At 64.0% G+C, this 18002-nt stretch carries 19 protein-coding genes and 1 riboswitch; of the genes, 4 read left to right on the forward strand and 15 right to left on the reverse strand.

Annotation, left to right across the window (positions count from 1 at the left end):
• Position 1 precedes the first annotated feature (1 nt).
• The 9 genes from cobC to cobO all read right to left on the reverse strand — a co-directional run bounded on the left by cobC (position 2) and on the right by cobO (position 8127).
• The gene (gene cobC / locus PVZ78_RS27110; protein ID WP_273829575.1) at positions 2-577 is read right to left on the reverse strand and encodes an alpha-ribazole phosphatase family protein; all 576 of its coding nucleotides are present in this window, start codon (positions 575-577) and stop codon (positions 2-4) included.
• On the reverse strand, positions 574-1629 hold the full coding sequence (cobT, locus tag PVZ78_RS27115) for a nicotinate-nucleotide--dimethylbenzimidazole phosphoribosyltransferase (protein WP_041989030.1): 1056 nt from the start codon (positions 1627-1629) through the stop codon (positions 574-576). Before cobT ends, cobC begins: the two co-directional genes overlap by 4 nt.
• Positions 1626-2147 (reverse strand): bifunctional adenosylcobinamide kinase/adenosylcobinamide-phosphate guanylyltransferase, encoded by a 522-nt coding sequence (gene cobU / locus PVZ78_RS27120; RefSeq protein ID WP_038634265.1) that lies wholly within the window; start codon positions 2145-2147, stop codon positions 1626-1628. Before cobU ends, cobT begins: the two co-directional genes overlap by 4 nt.
• 61 nt (positions 2148-2208) lie before the next feature.
• Positions 2209-3660: a cobyric acid synthase gene (locus tag PVZ78_RS27125; protein WP_041989033.1), complete on the reverse strand. Its 1452-nt coding sequence runs from the start codon at positions 3658-3660 to the stop codon at positions 2209-2211.
• A complete protein-coding gene (gene cobD, locus PVZ78_RS27130; RefSeq protein WP_273829576.1) occupies positions 3657-4649 on the reverse strand; it encodes a threonine-phosphate decarboxylase CobD in 993 nt (330 codons plus the stop codon). The genes PVZ78_RS27125 and cobD overlap by 4 nt, the downstream gene beginning before the upstream one ends.
• On the reverse strand, positions 4642-5550 hold the full coding sequence (cbiB, locus tag PVZ78_RS27135) for an adenosylcobinamide-phosphate synthase CbiB (RefSeq protein ID WP_009050260.1): 909 nt from the start codon (positions 5548-5550) through the stop codon (positions 4642-4644). The genes cobD and cbiB overlap by 8 nt, the downstream gene beginning before the upstream one ends.
• Positions 5547-6197 carry a 5,6-dimethylbenzimidazole synthase gene (gene bluB, locus PVZ78_RS27140; protein WP_273829577.1) on the reverse strand — a complete coding sequence of 217 codons (651 nt, stop codon included), beginning with the start codon at positions 6195-6197 and terminating at the stop codon, positions 5547-5549. The genes cbiB and bluB overlap by 4 nt, the downstream gene beginning before the upstream one ends.
• Positions 6194-7519 carry a cobyrinate a,c-diamide synthase gene (locus PVZ78_RS27145; protein ID WP_038576862.1) on the reverse strand — a complete coding sequence of 442 codons (1326 nt, stop codon included), beginning with the start codon at positions 7517-7519 and terminating at the stop codon, positions 6194-6196. The genes bluB and PVZ78_RS27145 overlap by 4 nt, the downstream gene beginning before the upstream one ends.
• Entirely contained in the window at positions 7516-8127 is a 612-nt protein-coding gene (gene cobO, locus PVZ78_RS27150; RefSeq protein WP_025805652.1) for a cob(I)yrinic acid a,c-diamide adenosyltransferase, read from the reverse strand. Before cobO ends, PVZ78_RS27145 begins: the two co-directional genes overlap by 4 nt.
• Before the next feature lie 80 nt (positions 8128-8207).
• A riboswitch (cobalamin riboswitch) is annotated at positions 8208-8443 on the reverse strand.
• Between the two features lie 171 nt (positions 8444-8614).
• On the opposite strand from cobO, the gene PVZ78_RS27155 reads away from it, so the two are divergent.
• Both PVZ78_RS27155 and PVZ78_RS27160 read left to right on the forward strand, forming a co-directional pair.
• The gene (locus tag PVZ78_RS27155) at positions 8615-9196 is read left to right on the forward strand and encodes a hypothetical protein (RefSeq protein ID WP_009050264.1); all 582 of its coding nucleotides are present in this window, start codon (positions 8615-8617) and stop codon (positions 9194-9196) included.
• 72 nt (positions 9197-9268) lie between these two features.
• Complete coding sequence (locus tag PVZ78_RS27160) at positions 9269-10588, forward strand: PQQ-dependent sugar dehydrogenase (protein ID WP_273829578.1); 1320 nt, start codon at positions 9269-9271, stop codon at positions 10586-10588.
• Positions 10589-10590: 2 nt separating this feature from the next.
• On the opposite strand, the gene PVZ78_RS27165 is transcribed toward PVZ78_RS27160, so the two are convergent.
• From PVZ78_RS27165 to PVZ78_RS27190, 6 genes are all read right to left on the reverse strand, one after another.
• Positions 10591-11253 (reverse strand): O-methyltransferase, encoded by a 663-nt coding sequence (locus PVZ78_RS27165; protein ID WP_101283181.1) that lies wholly within the window; start codon positions 11251-11253, stop codon positions 10591-10593.
• 25 nt (positions 11254-11278) lie between these two features.
• Complete coding sequence (locus PVZ78_RS27170) at positions 11279-11812, reverse strand: C40 family peptidase (RefSeq protein WP_007927778.1); 534 nt, start codon at positions 11810-11812, stop codon at positions 11279-11281.
• 165 nt (positions 11813-11977) lie between these two features.
• Positions 11978-12598 carry a C40 family peptidase gene (locus tag PVZ78_RS27175; protein WP_009050267.1) on the reverse strand — a complete coding sequence of 207 codons (621 nt, stop codon included), beginning with the start codon at positions 12596-12598 and terminating at the stop codon, positions 11978-11980.
• Positions 12599-12812: 214 nt separating this feature from the next.
• Entirely contained in the window at positions 12813-13517 is a 705-nt protein-coding gene (gene hda, locus PVZ78_RS27180; protein ID WP_007898944.1) for a DnaA regulatory inactivator Hda, read from the reverse strand.
• Between the two features lie 228 nt (positions 13518-13745).
• Positions 13746-14819: an AI-2E family transporter gene (locus PVZ78_RS27185; protein WP_009050268.1), complete on the reverse strand. Its 1074-nt coding sequence runs from the start codon at positions 14817-14819 to the stop codon at positions 13746-13748.
• 36 nt (positions 14820-14855) lie between these two features.
• Positions 14856-15893, reverse strand: a complete 1038-nt coding sequence (locus tag PVZ78_RS27190; RefSeq protein WP_273829579.1) for a DUF2066 domain-containing protein — start codon at positions 15891-15893, stop codon at positions 14856-14858.
• A gap of 385 nt (positions 15894-16278) precedes the next feature.
• On the opposite strand from PVZ78_RS27190, the gene purM reads away from it, so the two are divergent.
• Together purM and purN are read left to right on the forward strand one after the other, a co-directional pair.
• Positions 16279-17337, forward strand: coding sequence for a phosphoribosylformylglycinamidine cyclo-ligase (purM, locus tag PVZ78_RS27195; RefSeq protein WP_009050270.1), 1059 nt, complete (start codon positions 16279-16281; stop codon positions 17335-17337).
• 11 nt (positions 17338-17348) lie between these two features.
• Entirely contained in the window at positions 17349-17999 is a 651-nt protein-coding gene (gene purN, locus PVZ78_RS27200) for a phosphoribosylglycinamide formyltransferase (RefSeq protein WP_009050271.1), read from the forward strand.
• Positions 18000-18002: the final 3 nt, after the last annotated feature.

Below are 18002 nucleotides of genomic sequence, written 5' to 3' on the forward strand. Positions count from 1 at the left end.
CTCAGACTCCTTCGCTCAACGCCAGGCCAGCCTCGACAGTCAGGGCGAACAAGGCACCGTGAGCGACCTCGACATTCAGCAGCTGCTCGCGCGGCAAACCCCGGGCCCGGGCCAGCAACAAGCGCATCACTCCGCCATGGCTGACCAGCAGCACCCGCTCGCCGGCATGACGCTGGTGCAGACGTTCGACCGCCCCCAGCACCCGCTCGGAAAACGCCAGCACCGGCTCGCCCTGCGGCGGAGTAAAGGCATAGGGATCGGCCCAGAACTGCCCCAGCGCCTCAGCATCGGTCGCCATCAGCGCCGCCGCGCTCTGCCCTTCCCAGGCGCCGAAATGCAGTTCCTGCAGATCCGGGTCCAGGCTCACCGGCAGCGCCAGGCGCGCACCCAGTTCCTCGGCGAAACGCGCGCAGCGTTGCAAGGGCGAACTCACCAGCCGATCCCAGGGTCCCTGGCCGGCAACGGCGGCACGCATCTGCTGCCATCCGGCGTCGGTCAGGGCATCGTCGAGGCTGCCGCGCAGGCCGCCACCGAGCTCGGTTTCACCATGGCGCAGCAGGTCCAGGCGCAAGGTCATGCAGGGCGATCCGCCACGGCCGCTTCGGCGAAAGTCGCCATCTGCCCGTGCAGGTCGCAGGCCAGGCGCAGCAATGGCACCGCCAGCGCCGCGCCGCTACCCTCGCCCAGGCGCAGGCCGAGGTCCAGCAAAGGCTCGGCCTCGAGGGTTTGCAGGATATGCCGATGCCCCGGCTCGGCCCCACGGTGGCCGAACAGCAACCACTGCCGGCACCCGGGGTTGAGCCGCACCGCCACCAGCGCCGCCACGCTGCAAATGAAGCCGTCGACCAGCACCGCCACGCCTTCCTGGGCACAGGCCAGGTACGCCCCCACCAGCGCAGCAATTTCGAAACCGCCAAGGTTGAACAAGGTCTGCACGGCATCGCCACGCTGGGCCGCATGCAGGCTCAAGGCACGCTCGATCACTCGCGCCTTGTGGCTGACACCCGCTGCATCCAGGCCGGTGCCCGGACCCGCCAGGAGCGCTACCGGAATGTCCAGCAAGGCACAGGCCACGGCACTGGCCGCGGTGGTGTTGCCAATGCCCATCTCGCCACCGATAAACAGCTCGCTGCCCTGCTCGACAGCCCGCAGCACACTGTCACGTCCGGCCTGTAGGGCCTGCTCGCCCTGGGTCTGGGTCATGGCCGGCCCCTCGACGAAGTTGCGGGTACCCGCCCCGAGATTCAAATGACGCACGCCAGGCAGGTTCAGCCCGGGCGTCACCGTGCCGAGGTCGACCACTTCCAGGTGTGCCCGCAGCTGTCGCGCCAACACGCTGATGGCCGCGCCGCCGGTGACGAAGTTGTGCAGCATCTGCCCGGTGACTTCCTGCGGATAAGCCGAAACGCCCTCGGCCACCACCCCGTGGTCGCCGGCGAAAATCGCGATCCACAGCTGCTCCAGGCCAGGCTTTACCCGCCCCTGCAAGCCGGCCAGCTGTACCGCTACCCGCTCCAGCTGCCCCAGCGAACCCGTGGGCTTGGTCAATTGCTGCTGACGCGACTGCGCCGCCTCCAGGGCTTGAGTGTCGAGCGCCTTGCACGGCCGCAGCCACCAGAAGTCATTCATAACGCAGTTCCTTTCAGAGTCAGGGGCAGGCCGGCCACCGTCAGCACTACCCGCTGACAACGCTCGGCCAGGGCTTGATGCAGCCAACCGGCTTCATCGACATAACGGCGAGTCAATTCGCCCAGCGGCACGACACCCATTCCGGTCTCGTTGCTGACAAAAATGATTTCGCCCGGCAGCGACGCCAGGCACTGCAACAGCGCTTCGCGCTCACTGGCGAGCCGCTCGGCATCCTCCAGCAGCAACAGGTTGGTCAGCCACAAGGTCAGGCAATCCACCAGCAGGCAGCGTTCGGCGCTCGCCGCTTCACGCAGCACCCGCGCCAGCTCCAGGGGTTCCTCGATCAATGCCCATTCGACCGGACGCCGTTCGCGGTGATGCTCAATGCGCTGGTTCATTTCGCCGTCCAGCGCCTGGCTGGTAGCGATATAGGTCACGGCCAGGCCGCTCTCGCCGGCGAGCTTTTCAGCCAGGCGACTCTTGCCGGAGCGGGCGCCGCCGAGGATCAGTTGCAACATGCTTGGAAACCCTTGAATTGAGGTACAGCCACAGCGGCGCCGCAATACCGGCGCCGACGCTCTAAAGCCCGCAAAGCTGGCGCAGGTGCTCGGTGTCCAGATGCTGCTCCACCAGATCGGCCAGGCGCTCGATGTCGCGCTCGCGCAGGGCGTGGTAGTCGACCGCCTGCACCTCGCGCAACCCTGCCCAGCGCAGCAACGCACTGCAGGCCGCCGGCGCTTCGAACAGGCCGTGCAGGTAGGTACCGAGAATCTGCCCATCGTCGCTGCGCGCGCCGTCGCAACGACCGTCATCCAGAGTCACGGCCGGCAGTTCCAGCGCAGGCCCCGTGGTGACCCCGGCATGGATCTCGTAACCGCTGACCTCGGCCTCCTCTAGCGCCAGGCGTCCACGCACGTTGCGCAGTTGCTTCTCTTCTTCCAGCACCGTCTCGAACGCCAGCAGCCCCAGCCCGGCGCTGGAACCTGGCGCGCCTTCCAGCCCCAGGGGATCGTGCAACTGCTCGCCGAGCATCTGCAAACCACCGCAGATGCCCAGCACCTTGCCGCCATAGCGCAGGTGCCGGGCGATGGCCCTGTCCCAGCCCTGGGCACGCAGATACGCCAGGTCGCTGCGCACGCTTTTCGAGCCGGGCAGGATGATCAGGTCGGCCGGCGGAATCGCCTGGCCCGGACCGATAAATTGCAGGTCCACCTGGGGGTGCAGGCGCAGCGGGTCGAAGTCGGTGTGATTGCTGATGCGCGGCAACACCGGCACCAGCACTTTCAGCACCTGCTCGGCCTTGTCGGCCTGACGCTGGTCGATGCCGTCCTCGGCTTCCAGATGCAGGTCCAGCACGTAGGGCAGCACGCCGATCACCGGTTTGCCGGTACGCGCTTCGAGCCAGTCCAGGCCCGGTTGCAACAGGGCGATATCGCCGCGAAAACGGTTGATGATGAAGCCTTTGACCCGCGCCTGCTCGCTCGGCGACAACAGCTCCAGGGTGCCCACCAGATGAGCGAAAACCCCGCCACGGTTGATATCGGCGATCAGCAGCACCGGGCAGTCCACCGCTTCGGCAAAGCCCATATTGGCGATATCGCCGGCCCGCAGATTGATCTCCGCCGGCGAGCCCGCGCCCTCCACCATCACCACCGGATAGGCCGCGCTCAGGCGTTGGTGAGAGGCCAGCACCGCCCGCATGGCGATGGCCTTGTAGTCGTGATAGGCCACCGCGTTCATGGTGGTCACCGCGCGACCGTGAATGATCACCTGGGCCCCGGTGTCGCTGTTGGGTTTGAGCAGCACTGGGTTCATGTCGGTGTGTGGCGCCAGGTGCGCGGCCTGGGCCTGCACCGCCTGGGCCCGGCCGATCTCGCCGCCGTCGGCGGTCACCGCGCTGTTGAGGGCCATGTTCTGCGGCTTGAAGGGCACGACGCTGACACCCTGGCGCGTCAGCCAGCGGCAGAGCGCCGTCACCAGGGTGCTTTTACCGGCATCGGAGGTGGTGCCCTGCACCATCAGGGTGGTCATGGATGTTCCTTGGCGTAGGCGACGAAGGCCTGTTCGAGACGCGACCAATCGGCTTCATCGGCCGGCAGGCCAAAGCGCAGGCTGCTGTTATGGGAGAACAACCGCAGCAGGATGCCCCGGCGCGCCATGAACTCGTGCAACAGCTCGGCGCGATCGGTGATCAGCCACTGGAACAGCGCACAGCCACCCTGGGGTTTCAGGCCGTGGCGCTCGAGCAGGTGCGCCAAACGCAGGCTCGCCACTTCGCTGCGCAGCCGTTGCCGTGCATGGCCTTGGCTGTCACGCAAGCACACCTGGCCCAGTACCCGGGTCGGTCCGCTGACGGCCCAGGGGCCGACCTGTTCGGCCAGCAGCTTGAGCAACTTGCGCTCGGCCAGGACGAAGCCCAGGCGCACACCGGCCAGGCCGAAGAACTTGCCGAAGGAGCGCAGGACGATCAACCCCACCTGATCGGCCTGGGCCGCCAGGCTCAACTGGGGAGTGTTGTCCATGAAGGCTTCGTCGACCACCAGCCAGCCACCGCGCTGCGCCAGGCGCGCATGCCAGTCCAGGAGGCGCTCCGGGGTCAGGCTCAAGCCCGTGGGATTGTTCGGGTTGACCACCACCAGCACGTCCAGGCTGTCGAGGAAAAAGTCCACTTCCTGTTCCAGCACTTCACGCACGATGTAGCCGCTGCGGCGCCAGGCTTCGGCGTGTTCGGCATAACAGGGCGACAGCACGCCGACCTTGCCGGCGCGGCGCAAACGCGGAAGCAGCTGAATCGCCGCCTGGGAGCCAGGTACCGGCAACACATGGGCGGCGCCGTAGTAGTCGCGGGCAGCCTGCTCCAGGCCATCGTCGGTTTCCGGCAGGCGCGCCCAGGCCCGTATGCCGATCTCGGGAATCGTCCACGGCCAGGGCGCCAGGCCGCTGGACAGGTCCAGCCAGTCGGCCTCGGCGATGCCGTATTGCTCGGCCGCCTTGCGCAGGCGACCACCGTGCTCAAGCATAGAACTCAGCTCCCACGCAGAGAATCAGCAGCCATAACCAGACCCCGCGCTGTACCAGTTGCCAGCCGCGATCGATGGACGAAGCGTCGGCCGCCGTCCCCTCGCCCAGCTGCGGCCGCTGGTGCAGCTCGCCGTGATAGATCGCCGCGCCGCCCAGCTCGACACCCAGGGCTCCGGCCCCGGCTGCCATCACCGGCCCGGCGTTCGGACTGTCCCAGGTCGGCCCCTGGCGGCGCCAGCATTTCAGTGCCAGGCGGGTCTTGCCCAGCAACGCGTAAGTCAGGGCCACCAGGCGGGCCGGAATATAGTTGAGCAGGTCGTCGATCTTCGCCGCCGCCCAGCCGAAACGCTCGAAACGCTCATTACGATAGCCCCACATCGCATCCAGGGTGTTGCTCAGGCGGTAGAGCACCACGCCTGGCGCGCCGGCCACGGCAAACCAGAACAGGGCGGCGAACACCGCGTCGCTGCCGTTCTCCAGCACCGACTCGGTGGCGGCGCGGGCGACTTCGGTGGCATCCAGCTCGCTGGTCTGGCGACTGACCAGATAACCGACCCGCTGCCGCGCCTGATCCAGGTCGTCGCTGCGCAAGGCCTGGGCCACCGGCTCGACATGCTCGCCAAGGCTGCGCAGGCCGAGGGCGCAGTACAGCGCCAGGATCTCGAACAACCAGCCGATATAGGGCAGCCAGGAAAACAACGTCGCCAGCAGGGTCAGCGGCAGCACCGCGATGACCCAGGCAGTGACGCCATGACTGCGCCAGCCGCGACCGCCGGAGTTGAAACGTTGCTCGATGCGGTCGGCAAAACGACCGAACGCCACCAGCGGATGCCAGCGTTTGGGTTCGCCCAGCAACGCGTCCAGCGCTACCCCGGCGACACTCAGCAACGCCACACTCATTGACTCACTCCCCAGTAATTTTCATACAGCAATTCACTCAGCGAACGCTCCCGCGCCCAGCCTTCGAGCACCAGCATCGGCGCTGGGTAAAACTCACCGACCGGGCCCAGGCACAACACCGCCAGCGGCTTGGCTCCGGCCGGCAGGCCAAGCAGCTCGGCCAGGGCAATGGGCTCGAACAGCGACACCCAGCCCATGCCCAGCCCTTCGGCCCGGGCCGCCAGCCAGAGGTTCTGAATCGCGCAGGAAAGCGAGGCCAGGTCCATCTCCGGCAAGGTGCGCCGGCCAAAGATATGCCGCTCACGGTCGTCCATCAGCGCCGCCACCAGAACCTCAGCGCAGTCATTGATGCCTTCGACCTTGAGCTTCATGAACTCATCGGAGCGTTCGCCCAGGGCCTCGGCGGTGCGCACCCGTTCCTCTTCCACCAGTTGCTGGATCTGCCCACGCAACGGTCGGTCGCTGATACGGATGAAACGCCAAGGCTGCATCAGGCCGACGCTGGGCGCCTGGTGCGCCGCCTCCAGCAGGCGACGCAGGACCTGTGGTTCGACCGCGCCCCCGACGAAGTGGCGCATGTCACGACGTTCGGCGATCGCGCGATAGACCGCGTCGCGTTCGGCCGCGGAAAAGGCGTTGTCGGTCATGGGCGCTGCGCGAGCACGCTCGCTCCTGCCGGCGCCAGCAGGGCCGCCACCGCTTCGGGGTTGGACGGAAAATAGAAATGCACATAGGAGGCGGTCATCCGCCCTTCGCGGTAAACCGCTTCCGCGCCGCGCCCGCCATTCGGGCTCAGGCCGCGGGCGATCGGCGCAAGCTCGGTGCTGGTCAACGAATGATGGTAGGTATGCCCGCGCAGCGAACCTTCCGGCAACTCCACCGCCTGCAAGGCCAGGGCCGCCAGGCGCTTTTGCATCACCGCATCGCCAGGCAACAGGCCCAGCAGTTCGGCGCGCTCGCCGTCGACATCGGTCAGGGAGTCCAGCAGATACAACATGCCGCCGCACTCGGCGAGCAAGGGTTTGCCGGCGGCGTGATGCGCGCGGATCGCACTGAGCATCGAGCCGTTCGCCGCCAGCGCCCGGTGATGCAACTCCGGGTAACCGCCCGGCAGGTACAGGCTGTCCGCCTCGGGCAGTGCCGCGTCATGGATTGGCGAGAAAAAGTCCAGCTCGGCGCCCATGGCCCGCAACAGATCCAGGCTCGCGCCATAGGTAAAGGCAAAGGCTTCGTCGCGGGCCACGGCAATGCGCACGCCGGCCAACAGCGGCTCGACGGCAACTGTCTGAGGAGCGGCAAACGCCACGGCGGGCGGCAAGGCCACTTCGCAGCTGTCAGCCAGGGCTGCCGCGGCAGCGTCGAGACGCAGATCCAGGTCGTTGAGTTCACTGGCCTGCACCAGCCCCAGATGGCGGCTGGGCAGTTCGATGCCGGTTTCCCGGGACAGCGCGCCGTACCAGCGCAGGCCCTCGGTCAGGCTGCCTTCGAGCAACTGCGCATGACGCAGGGTGCCGACCCGGTTGGCCAGCACACCGGCGAACGGCAGGTCCGGCTGATAGCGTGCCAGCCCCAACGCCAGGGCACCGAAGGTCTGGGCCATGGCGGTACCATCGATCACCGCGAGCACCGGCACCCCGAAATGCCGCGCCAGGTCGGCGCTGGACGGCGTGCCGTCGAACAGCCCCATCACGCCCTCGATCAGGATCAGGTCCGCCTCGCCGGCGGCCTCCCACAACAGGCGGCGGCTTTCCTGTTCGCCGACCATCCACATGTCCAGCTGATACACCGGCGCACCGCTGGCGCGCTCGAGAATCATCGGGTCGAGAAAATCCGGGCCGCATTTGAACACGCGCACCTTGCGCCCCTGATTGCGATGCAGTCGGGCGAGCGCGGCGGTCACGGTGGTCTTGCCCTGACCGGAAGCCGGCGCGGCAATCAATACCGCCGGGCAATGACGGGCATCACTCACAGTTCGACGCCTTTTTGCGCTTTGATCCCGGCCTGGAAGGCATGCTTGACCATGCCCATTTCAGTGACGGTGTCGGCCAGTTCGATCATCTCCGGCTTGGCGCCACGCCCGGTGACCACCACATGCTGCATTGGCGGCCGGGCCTGCAGGTCGCTGAGCACCTGGTCCAGGTCCAGATAGCCGTGCTTGAGGGCGATGTTTAATTCGTCGAGCACCACCAGGCCGATGTTCGGGTCGCTCAGCAGCTCGCGGGAAACCGCCCAGGCGGCTTCGGCAGCGGCGATGTCGCGCTGGCGGTCCTGGGTTTCCCAGGTGAAACCTTCGCCCATGACATGGAAACGCACCTGCTCCGGGAAACGTCGGAAGAACAATTCCTCGCCGGTGCTGTTGCGGCCCTTGATGAACTGCACCACGCCGCACTGCATGCCGTGGCCCATGGCCCGCGCGAGCATGCCGAAGGCCGAGCTGCTTTTGCCTTTGCCGTTGCCGGTCAGCACCAGCAGCAAGCCGCATTCGTTCGGCGAGTTGGCGATGCGTTCATCGATCACGGCTTTTTTGCGCAACATGCGCGCCAGATGGCGTTCGTCACGATCAGGGGATTCAGTCATGGGGCAGCTCTCCGTTGGGGCTGGATAACGGGGGGCAGGAATAGGAATAGACGGCGCAAGCCTGGCATCGCCCACCGTGATGCCGTTGGATGGATCAGGCCGGTCTCCGGGCTTGTGAGTGGCTGGGATGCCCAACTGCGCGCCTTCCCATGTCGACAGTCGACACAGTGGCATCAGGCGCAGTCTTGACTCATTTACCGTTGCGGGGGCAGCGCCGGAATCGTCGTGCGTGCGCCTTCGGCACGCGTACTCACCGGCTTCCCTGTTTCACTCTGTCGACCTGCGGCCACAGAGCACCTGAAACAAGTCGCGAAGGTTAGAGGGTTGGGGGTGGAGCGTCAATTAAAGCCGGGGCCCGGCAGATCGACGAATGGCTGCCATATCGGAAAAGTGACGCCAATCTTGTGCCACACTCAATGCAGTGATATCAAATAGCCATAATCGCGTTAAAAAACTCCAATATCTCAACAATAATAGGAAAAGTCCGATGCAAGGCATGATCATCAGCAATCCGAAACTGGAATTCCTGCGCCCTGCCCTGGAACGCTGGTTCGATTGCATCGACCGCTACAACGCCGTGCGCGGCGATAACGAAAGCCCTTACTGGTTCGACGAAAAAGCCAACCTGGGATTGCTCTCGGCGGCGGCCTGGATGGCGGAGATGGTCACCCTGGAACACACACCGAGCAAAAAACAGGTCGAGGACGGCGACCGCAGCGGCCGCACCGACCTGTACATCGCCACGCAGGAGGAGCGTGTCTATATCCAGACCACCCAGCGCTGGCCCCGGGTCAATAGCCTGCACCTGACCCAACCGTTGCTGGATGCCGCCAGCGACGCGAAAAAAGCCAGCTACCCCAGCGACCTGAAACTCGGCTGCCTGTTCGTCACGCCGCAGAAAACCCAGCACAGCGCCACCCCGGAAGAACTGCAGGACATGGTCGACGACCTGCAAAAGGAACACTGCTGCGCCGTCGCCTGGTACTTCCCCTACGCGTACCGCAAATTGCGCAACGAAGCCGGCAACTATCACCCCGGCGTTGCCGTGCTGTTCAAGGAAGCACGCTGAGCAGGTGGAACCATCGTCCATCTGTGCTTCTCTATGACTACACCGACTTCGTGCATTCATAGGGAAATCAGCATGCTCAAGCTTCGATACACCATCCTTGTCGCCGTCGCCGCAGGCCTCGCCGCCTGTGGCGAAACTTCCACCCTCCAGGTCTCCGACGGCACCGGCCCCTCGCCGAAATTGCCCGAACCAAACAAGACCCTGTTCCCGACCGTGAACATCGCGCCCGCGATCGGCTGGCCGCAAGGCGCCAAACCGGTGGCCGCCACCGGCACCCAGGTGGCCGCATTCGCCGAAGGCCTGGACCATCCGCGCTGGCTGTACGTGCTGCCCAATGGCGACGTACTGGTGGCAGAGACCAACGCCCCGCCCTCCCCCGATGACAGCAAAGGTTTCCGCGGCTGGATCGCCAGCAAGATCATGAGCCGTGCCGGCGCTGGCGTGCCCAGCCCGAACCGCATCACCCTGCTGCGGGACAAGGATCACGATGGCGTGGCGGAAACCCGCACGGTGTTCCTGGAAAACCTCAACTCGCCGTTCGGCATGACCCTGGTGGGCAATGACCTGTACGTCGCCGACACCGATCGCCTGCTGCGCTTCCCCTATAAGGACGGCGACACCAAGATCAACGCCCAGCCGACCAAGGTGGTCGACCTGCCTGGTGGCAAGCTGAACCACCACTGGACCAAAAACGTGATTGCCAGCAAGGACGGCAGCAAGCTGTACGTCACGGTCGGCTCCAACAGCAACGTCGGCGAAAACGGCATGGACCAGGAGGAAGGTCGCGCCGCCATCTGGGAAGTCGACCGCGCCACCGGCAAGCAACGGATTTTCGCCTCAGGCCTGCGCAACCCCAACGGTATGGCCTGGGAACCGCAAAGTGGCCAGCTGTGGACCGCGGTCAACGAGCGCGACGAGATCGGCAGCGATCTGGTGCCGGACTACATCACCTCGGTCAAGGACGGCGCCTTCTACGGCTGGCCATTCAGCTACTACGGCCAGCATGTGGACGTGCGAGTCACTCCGCAGAAACCGGACCTGGTGGCCAAGGCCATCGCCCCGGATTATGCCGTCGGCCCGCATACCGCCTCCCTCGGCCTGGCATTCGCCGAAGGCAGCAAGCTGCCGGCGCCGTTCACCCAGGGCGTGTTCATCGGCCAGCATGGCTCGTGGAACCGCAAGCCCCACAGCGGCTACAAAGTGATCTTCGTGCCCTTCGCCAATGGCAAGCCGGTGGGCCAACCGGTGGACGTCCTGACCGGCTTCCTCAGCGCCGATGAGAAAGCCATGGGCCGGCCGGTCGGCGTAGTGATCGACAAGCAAGGGGATCTGCTGGTGGCCGATGATGTCGGCAACAAGGTCTGGCGCGTGTCAGCAGCCAAGGCGCAATAGGTTCAGCGCTTGCGGCACAGGGTCAAGCCATCCCCCAGGGGCAGCAGCGACAGGTCGACACGCGGGTCATCCTTCAAGGCACGATTGAGTGCCTGGATGGCCCGGGTGTCTTCGCTCTGGGGATTCTCCTCCAGCACCCGACCGCTCCACAGCGTGTTATCGAACACCGCCAGCCCGCCCACGCGCAGCAGACGCAGAGCACTTTCCAGATAAGCCGGGTAATTGGCCTTGTCGGCGTCGATGAAGACCAGGTCGAAACCACCCTCGCCCTCCTCCTGCTCGATCTTGGCCAAGGTCTCCAGGGCCGGCGCCAGACGCAACTCGACTCGCCCGGCGACACCTGCTTCCCGCCAGTAGCGGCGCGCGGTGGCGTTGTAATCACCCGGGATGTCACAGCAGATCAACTGGCCATCGTCCGGCAAGGCCGCGGCCATGGACAAGGCGCTGTAGCCGGTGAAGGTCCCCACCTCCAGCACACGCCGGGCACCGATAAGCTTGACGAGCAAGGCGAGGAACTGCCCCTGTTCGGGCGCCACCTGCCAGCGCGCCATGGGCAGTGCCTGGGTTTCGTCACGCAGACGGCGCAGCAGCGGCGTTTCGCGCAGGGAAACGTCGAGCAGGTAGTGATAGAGGGCGTCGTCGAGGTTGAGGGTACGAGCGGTCATGGCAACCTCAACATTGAGATAGGACCTAAGGGTTGTGCGCCAGATGCTCTGGCTGCAACACGCGCTTGGCGCTCAGGTAGGCTTTTTGCCAATAGGCCTTGGACAGGCTGTCCAGCTTCACCGTACCGCCGGTGGCCGGTGCATGGACGAAGCGGCCTTCACCGACATAGATGCCCGCGTGGCTGACCTGAGAACCGCCATTGGTGGCAAAAAATATCAGGTCACCGGTCTGCAAGGCGTTCTTGCCGACATTCGGCGCACGCATGCCGATCATTTCGCGGGTCGAGCGCGGCAACGAGATACCGGCCGCGTCGCGATAGACGTAGCCGATCAGGCCACTGCAATCGAAACCGGAATCCGGCGTGTTGCCGCCCCAGCGATAAGGCGTGCCCACCAGGCCCAACGCACGAAACAGCACGTCTTCGGCAGCGGGCGAGAAGGTCTGGGGAGTATTGAAAACGGGAGCACGTACCACAGGCGCGGGTGGCGGGGTACGGCTGGCACACGCGCTGAGCAGCGCGGCGAGAACGATCAATGCGAGGCGGGCCGACGTCGACATATGCAGAACAATCCTGATCTGGATGCGGCTTTCTCTGCCGTGAGGCCGAAAACAAAACCGCGTAAGCAGGGCTTACGCGGTTAGTTTTCAACAATAGATCAGGATTCTAGCGCCTACGCGCCAAACTTCAAGTAAGACTTTAACTTCACCTTACAAAAAGTCCGCTTACTTGCGTGCGGTGACCACAGTCGGGGCCATTGCGAGGGCGCGTTTGGCTTCGATGAAGGTCTTGCTCCAGTAGCTGTCGCCCAGGCTGTCCACCCGCACACCACCGCTACGGCGGCTGCTGGAATGGATGAACTGGTCATCGCCCAGGTAGATGCCAGCGTGGCTTACGCGACCGCGGCGGCCATTGGTGGCGAAGAACAACAGGTCGCCCGGCTGCAGCTTGTTACGCGCAACCAGCGGAGCGTCAACGTTGATCATTTCACGGGTGGAGCGCGGCAGATTCATGCCGGCTTCTTCACGGAACAGGTAGCCGATGAAACCGCTGCAATCGAAACCGGCTTCAGAGGTACCGCCGAAACGGTAACGGGTACCGATCAGGGACATGCCACGCTCGAGGATACTGTCGGCCAAGACTGGCAGCTGGTAAGGCTTGCTGTCAGCGAACTCGGCGAGTTCTTTTTCGGTTGCCAGCTCTTCCTGGAAAATAGCGGAAGACTGGGCTTTTGAAGAGTTTTGAGCCTGTTGCTGCTCTTGTTGGCTCACCGGAGAGTGGGTGGCGCAACCAAACAACAGGGTGACGAGTGCAAGAGGCACGAGGGGTGCGAAGCGCTTCAGCATGGGCACGACCGTGGCTTAAAGTTATAAAGAAGCCGCGACTATGCCTTCTATCGCTCTAATTTGCAAATTCAATCGATTGAAATGTGACTTATCGGTTTCTACTCAACATCTAAGGCCTTAAGCCCAATTTAAACGCACGCGCCTCTGGAACCGCTTCCGGATGCGGGTTTTCTGGCGCCTGAAATATGCCAAAAAGCCACTACCGCCCACGGTTTTACCAGCCCAGGGTTTCCTTGAGGAAGGGAATGGTGAGCTTGCGCTGAGCCTGCAAGGACGCCTGATCGAGGCGCTCCAGCAGTTCGAACAAGGCGCTCATGCTGCGGGTGCCGCGGGTCAGGATAAAGTGCCCGACTTCGTCGGTCAGGTGCAGCCCGCGACGCGAGGCGCGCAATTGCAATGCACGCAATTTGTCTTCGTCAGAGAGCGGGCGCATCTGGAAGATCAGCGCCAGGGTCAGGCGGGATTTGAGGTCCGCCAGCTTCACTGGCAACTCCCGGGGAGAGGTCGAGGCCGCGATCAACAGACGCCGGCCGCTGTCACGCAGGCGGTTGAACAGATGAAACAGCGCCTCTTCCCAGTCGGCCTTACCTGCCACCGCTTGCAAGTCGTCCAGGCAGACCAGTTCGTACTGTTCCAGGTTGTCGAGGATTTCGATGCCGCGATCCAGCAATTCCGCCAGGGGCAGATAGACCGCTGGCTCCCCCAGTTGCTCGAACCGCAGGCAAGCCGCCTGCAGCAAGTGCGTACGCCCTACCCCATCCTTGCCCCAGAGGTAGATCAGGCTTTCGGTCCAGCCGGCGTCGGCTTCGCAAAGCCGCTCGACATAGCCGAGTGCAGCGGCATTGGCGCCTGGGTAGTAGTTGATGAAGGTGGCGTCATCACGCAGACGCACACCTAGGGGCAGCTGAATCGGTTTCATGCTGACTGAACAGTTCCAAACGAACCGTTAGTGGCCTCTGTGTAAAGTTTGCAAAGTTTATACCCGTGACGCCGGGCGCACAATGCAACAGACCACAAGCAAAATCAAAGGTTTGCGTTAGCCTGATGAAATCACGGGGGGTTCTTTGACGGTGGATGTGACAGCTGTAAAGGCTCTCAAAGGCGCCCGCCTGAAACACGGGCGCCCCTAAAGCATCAACAGTAGGCGTTACTGCTCGGACTCCTCTACACCGCTATAGATGTCCGAATCCTTGTACAAGTCGTGCACATGGCGCACCAGCACCATGATCACCGCCGCCACCGGCAAGGCCAGCAGGATGCCGGTGAAACCGAACAACTCGCCCCCCGCGAGAATCGCGAAGATCACCGCCACCGGGTGCAGGCCGATCCGATCCCCCACCAGCAAGGGGGTCAGCACCATGCCCTCCAGGGCCTGGCCAACCATAAACACCGCCACGATGCCGATCATCGGGTACAGGTCGCCGCCGAACTGGAACAATCCGGCAATCAGCGCTGCGCCGATGCCGATGACAAAGCCCATGTACGGCACAATCGCCGCCAGACCGGCAATCAGGCCGATCAACAGGCCCAGCTCAAGCCCGACCAGCATCAAGCCGGCGGCATAGATCATTCCCAGAGCGACCATCACCAGCAGCTGACCACGGACGAACGCCCCCAGCACCTCATGGCATTCCCCGGCCAGCGCCACCACCCGCTCCTCGCGATCACGAGGCAACAGGCTGCGGATCTTCGCCATCATCAGGTCCCAGTCGCGCAGCAGGTAAAAGCTGACCACCGGAATCAGCACCAGGTTGGCCAGCCAGCCGATCAACGCCAGGCTGGAGGCCGTTGCCTGGCTCAGGACCACGCCGACGATATCGGTGGTCTGCCCCATGTGTTCGCTGATCGCCGCCTTGACCTTATCGAACTTCCAGAAACCGTCGGACAAGCCCAACTTGGACTGCGCCCAGGGCATCGCCGTATGCTGCAACCAGTCGAGCATCTGCGGCGCCAGCTCGTACAGGCGCAGCAGCTGCTTGGCGAGCATAGGCACCAACACCAACAACAACGCCATGACGATCAGGGTGAACAGGGCAAATACCGCCACCACGCCCCAGGTGCGCGACAAGCCGAGCTTTTCCAGGCGGTCCACCAGCGGATCGAACAGATAGGCCAACAGCAAGGCCACCAGGAACGGCGTCAGGATCGGATGCAACAGGTACACAAAACCACCGAGCAGGACCAACCCACCCAACCAGACCCATCGACGCGTATCAGCCATGAACCACTCCATTGCTTCTATATAAAGAAAGAAAACCTACCAACGAAAATGCAGTTGCGCGGCCGGTGCAGGCGCGGGCGCTGGTGTCGCGCCTTCGACAACCGGCTGGACAGGCGCAGCGCCCGCCGGGACCTCCTGCAACCGAGCCAGGCTCAGCTGCGCGCGCAATTGCTCGGCACTGCCGCTGACCCGGTACACCGAGCGATCGCCATCGACGCTCTGCAAACGCCCACCGAAGGGTTCGAGCAAACGCCCCAACGCCGCATACCGCTCCAGATTCATGCCCTGCACTTCCAGCAACTGCTCGCTGGATGCGCCCGGCTTGACCACGAACCGCGGCGCCAGGCGCTGGTTGACCGCCAATAGCACGGCATCGGCCAAGGCCGGCACATCGGCGCCCTGGACACTGCCCTGCTCCTTCTGGTCCCCCATCCACAGGCGCCATTTGGCCTGCCACTGACCGCCCTCTTCACTGGCATGCACCGCCAGCAGGGCGTCCGCGCCGTAACGCTCCGACGCAGCACGCAATGGCGCCGAATCGGAACCTTCGAGATTCGGCGCCGTGGCGACGATCTGTTCGTTCAGGTCAGCCAGCGGCAAACGCAGCGGCAAGCCGCGATGCAGGGCTGCACGGCGCAACGGCGTGGCACTGGCCTGGCCATCGCCGACCAGGCTGGAACCTTCACTGGAGTCGGTCAGCCACCAGCCGAGAATCGATGGGCGATTACTGCCCCACAGCGACAGGCCAGCCTGGCGCAACGCCCGATCGGTGCTGGCCGGATCGAAGTCGACCTGCAGGCTCTCGGGAGGACCGGCGTCGTAGCCGTACTGGCTGATGATCTGCTGCGGGTCCTTGCGGATCGCCGCCAGCCCCGGGCTCTGCAAGGCCTTGCTATCGCCGGTCAGGCGCAGCACCAGGGTTTCCAGGGCCCGCTGGGTGGCCTGATCGCGCTCGCCAGGGGACTGGCTGCTGACCGGTTCGCGGACCTGATACAGGTTATTGAGGGTTTCGGCATGACTCGCCAGGCTGACCAATGACAAACAGCCCATAAAAAGAAATTTGCACAAACGCATGGAGGATTCCCGACGACAAAAGGCGGCTGGAACGGACCGCATGAACAGGATTGACCCAGGCTGTGACCACAAAGCCCGGGCAAACATTCACCCGATCGATGGAAGTTTTCGTGCTGTCATAACGACAGCGAGTACAAGGCTATACCTTATACAGTCCTGAGCGACGCGATCGACACACGCAATTGCAGTTTTTTTAAGCGGATATGCCCTGCCCGTCGGCCCGAGGATGGCCGCTACACCTCAAGCCTGATAAAATCGCGCGCCTTCGCAGACCGGCAACAGCCGGGGTCGCTGAAATGATTGCGTGGCATTGCCGCCGCGACTGTTTCAATGGCCTCCCTGGACTCGGTCGATACCCCCTGAATCCCCCCTAAAGGCCTGGATCATGAGCAAGCAACCCTCCCTGAGCTACAAAGACGCCGGTGTAGACATCGACGCCGGTGAAGCATTGGTCGAACGCATCAAGAGCGTCGCCAAGCGCACTGCGCGCCCGGAAGTCATGGGCGGCCTGGGCGGTTTCGGCGCCCTCTGCGAAATCCCGGCCGGCTACAAGCAGCCGGTACTGGTCTCCGGCACCGACGGCGTGGGCACCAAGCTGCGCCTGGCACTGAACCTGAACAAGCATGACAGCATCGGCCAGGACCTGGTCGCCATGTGCGTCAACGACCTGGTGGTCTGCGGTGCCGAGCCGCTGTTCTTCCTCGACTACTACGCCACCGGCAAACTGAACGTCGACGTCGCCGCCACCGTGGTTACCGGCATCGGTGCCGGCTGCGAACTGGCTGGCTGCTCCCTGGTTGGCGGTGAAACCGCTGAAATGCCAGGCATGTACGAAGGCGAAGACTACGACCTGGCCGGCTTCTGCGTCGGCGTGGTGGAAAAAGCCGAAATCATCGACGGCTCCAAGGTTGCCACCGGCGACGCCCTGCTGGCCCTGCCGTCTTCCGGTCCGCACTCCAACGGCTACTCGCTGATCCGCAAGATCATCGAAGTCTCCGGCGCCGACATCGAAACCGTCCAGCTCGACGGCAAGCCGTTGACCGAACTGCTGATGGCCCCGACCCGCATCTACGTCAAGCCACTGCTCAAGCTGATCAAGGACACTGGCGCAGTCAAAGCCATGGCCCACATCACTGGCGGCGGCCTGCTGGACAACATCCCACGCGTTCTGCCCAAAGGCGCCCAGGCCGTGGTCGACGTGGCCAGCTGGCAGCGTCCGGCGGTATTCGACTGGCTGCAAGAGAAGGGCAATGTCGAAGAACACGAAATGCACCGCGTGCTGAACTGCGGCGTGGGCATGGTGATCTGCGTGGCTCAGGAGCACGTTGAAAGCGCCCTGAACGTCCTGCGCGAAGCCGGCGAACAGCCTTGGGTCATTGGTCAGATCGCTAGCGCCGCCGAAGGCGCTGCCCAGGTCGAGCTGAAAAACCTCAAGGCACATTGATGCAAGAGCCGATGCCAGCCACCTGTGATGTAGTGGTGCTGTTGTCCGGTACCGGCAGCAACTTGCAGGCCCTGATCGACAGTACCCGGGCCGACGACAGCCCGGTACGCATCCGCGCGGTGATTTCCAATCGCGCCGATGCCTATGGCCTGCAACGCGCCCAGGACGCGGGTATCGATACCCGCGCCCTCGATCACAAAGCATTCGAAGGCCGCGAGGCCTTCGATGCCGCACTGATCGAACTGATCGACGCCTTCCAGCCCAAGCTCGTGGTGCTTGCCGGATTCATGCGCATTCTCAGCGCGGATTTCGTTCGGCACTATCAGGGTCGCCTGCTCAATATCCATCCTTCGCTGCTACCCAAATACAAAGGGTTACACACTCATCAGCGAGCGCTGGAGGCCGGAGACACCGAGCACGGCTGCAGCGTGCACTTTGTGACAGAGGAACTCGATGGCGGACCACTGGTCGTACAGGCAGTGATCCCGGTAGAGTTGCACGACTCGCCGCAAAGCCTGGCGCAGCGGGTCCATGTCCAGGAACACCGGATTTACCCGATGGCCGTACGCTGGTTTGCCGAAGGTCGACTCACACTCGGCGAACAGGGTGCTTTACTGGATGGTCAGTTACTGGCCGCCAGTGGCCACTTGATTCGTAATTAGGAG

Source organism: Pseudomonas sp. SBT1-2 (assembly GCF_028640875.1).
GTDB lineage: Bacteria > Pseudomonadota > Gammaproteobacteria > Pseudomonadales > Pseudomonadaceae > Aquipseudomonas > Aquipseudomonas chlororaphis_I.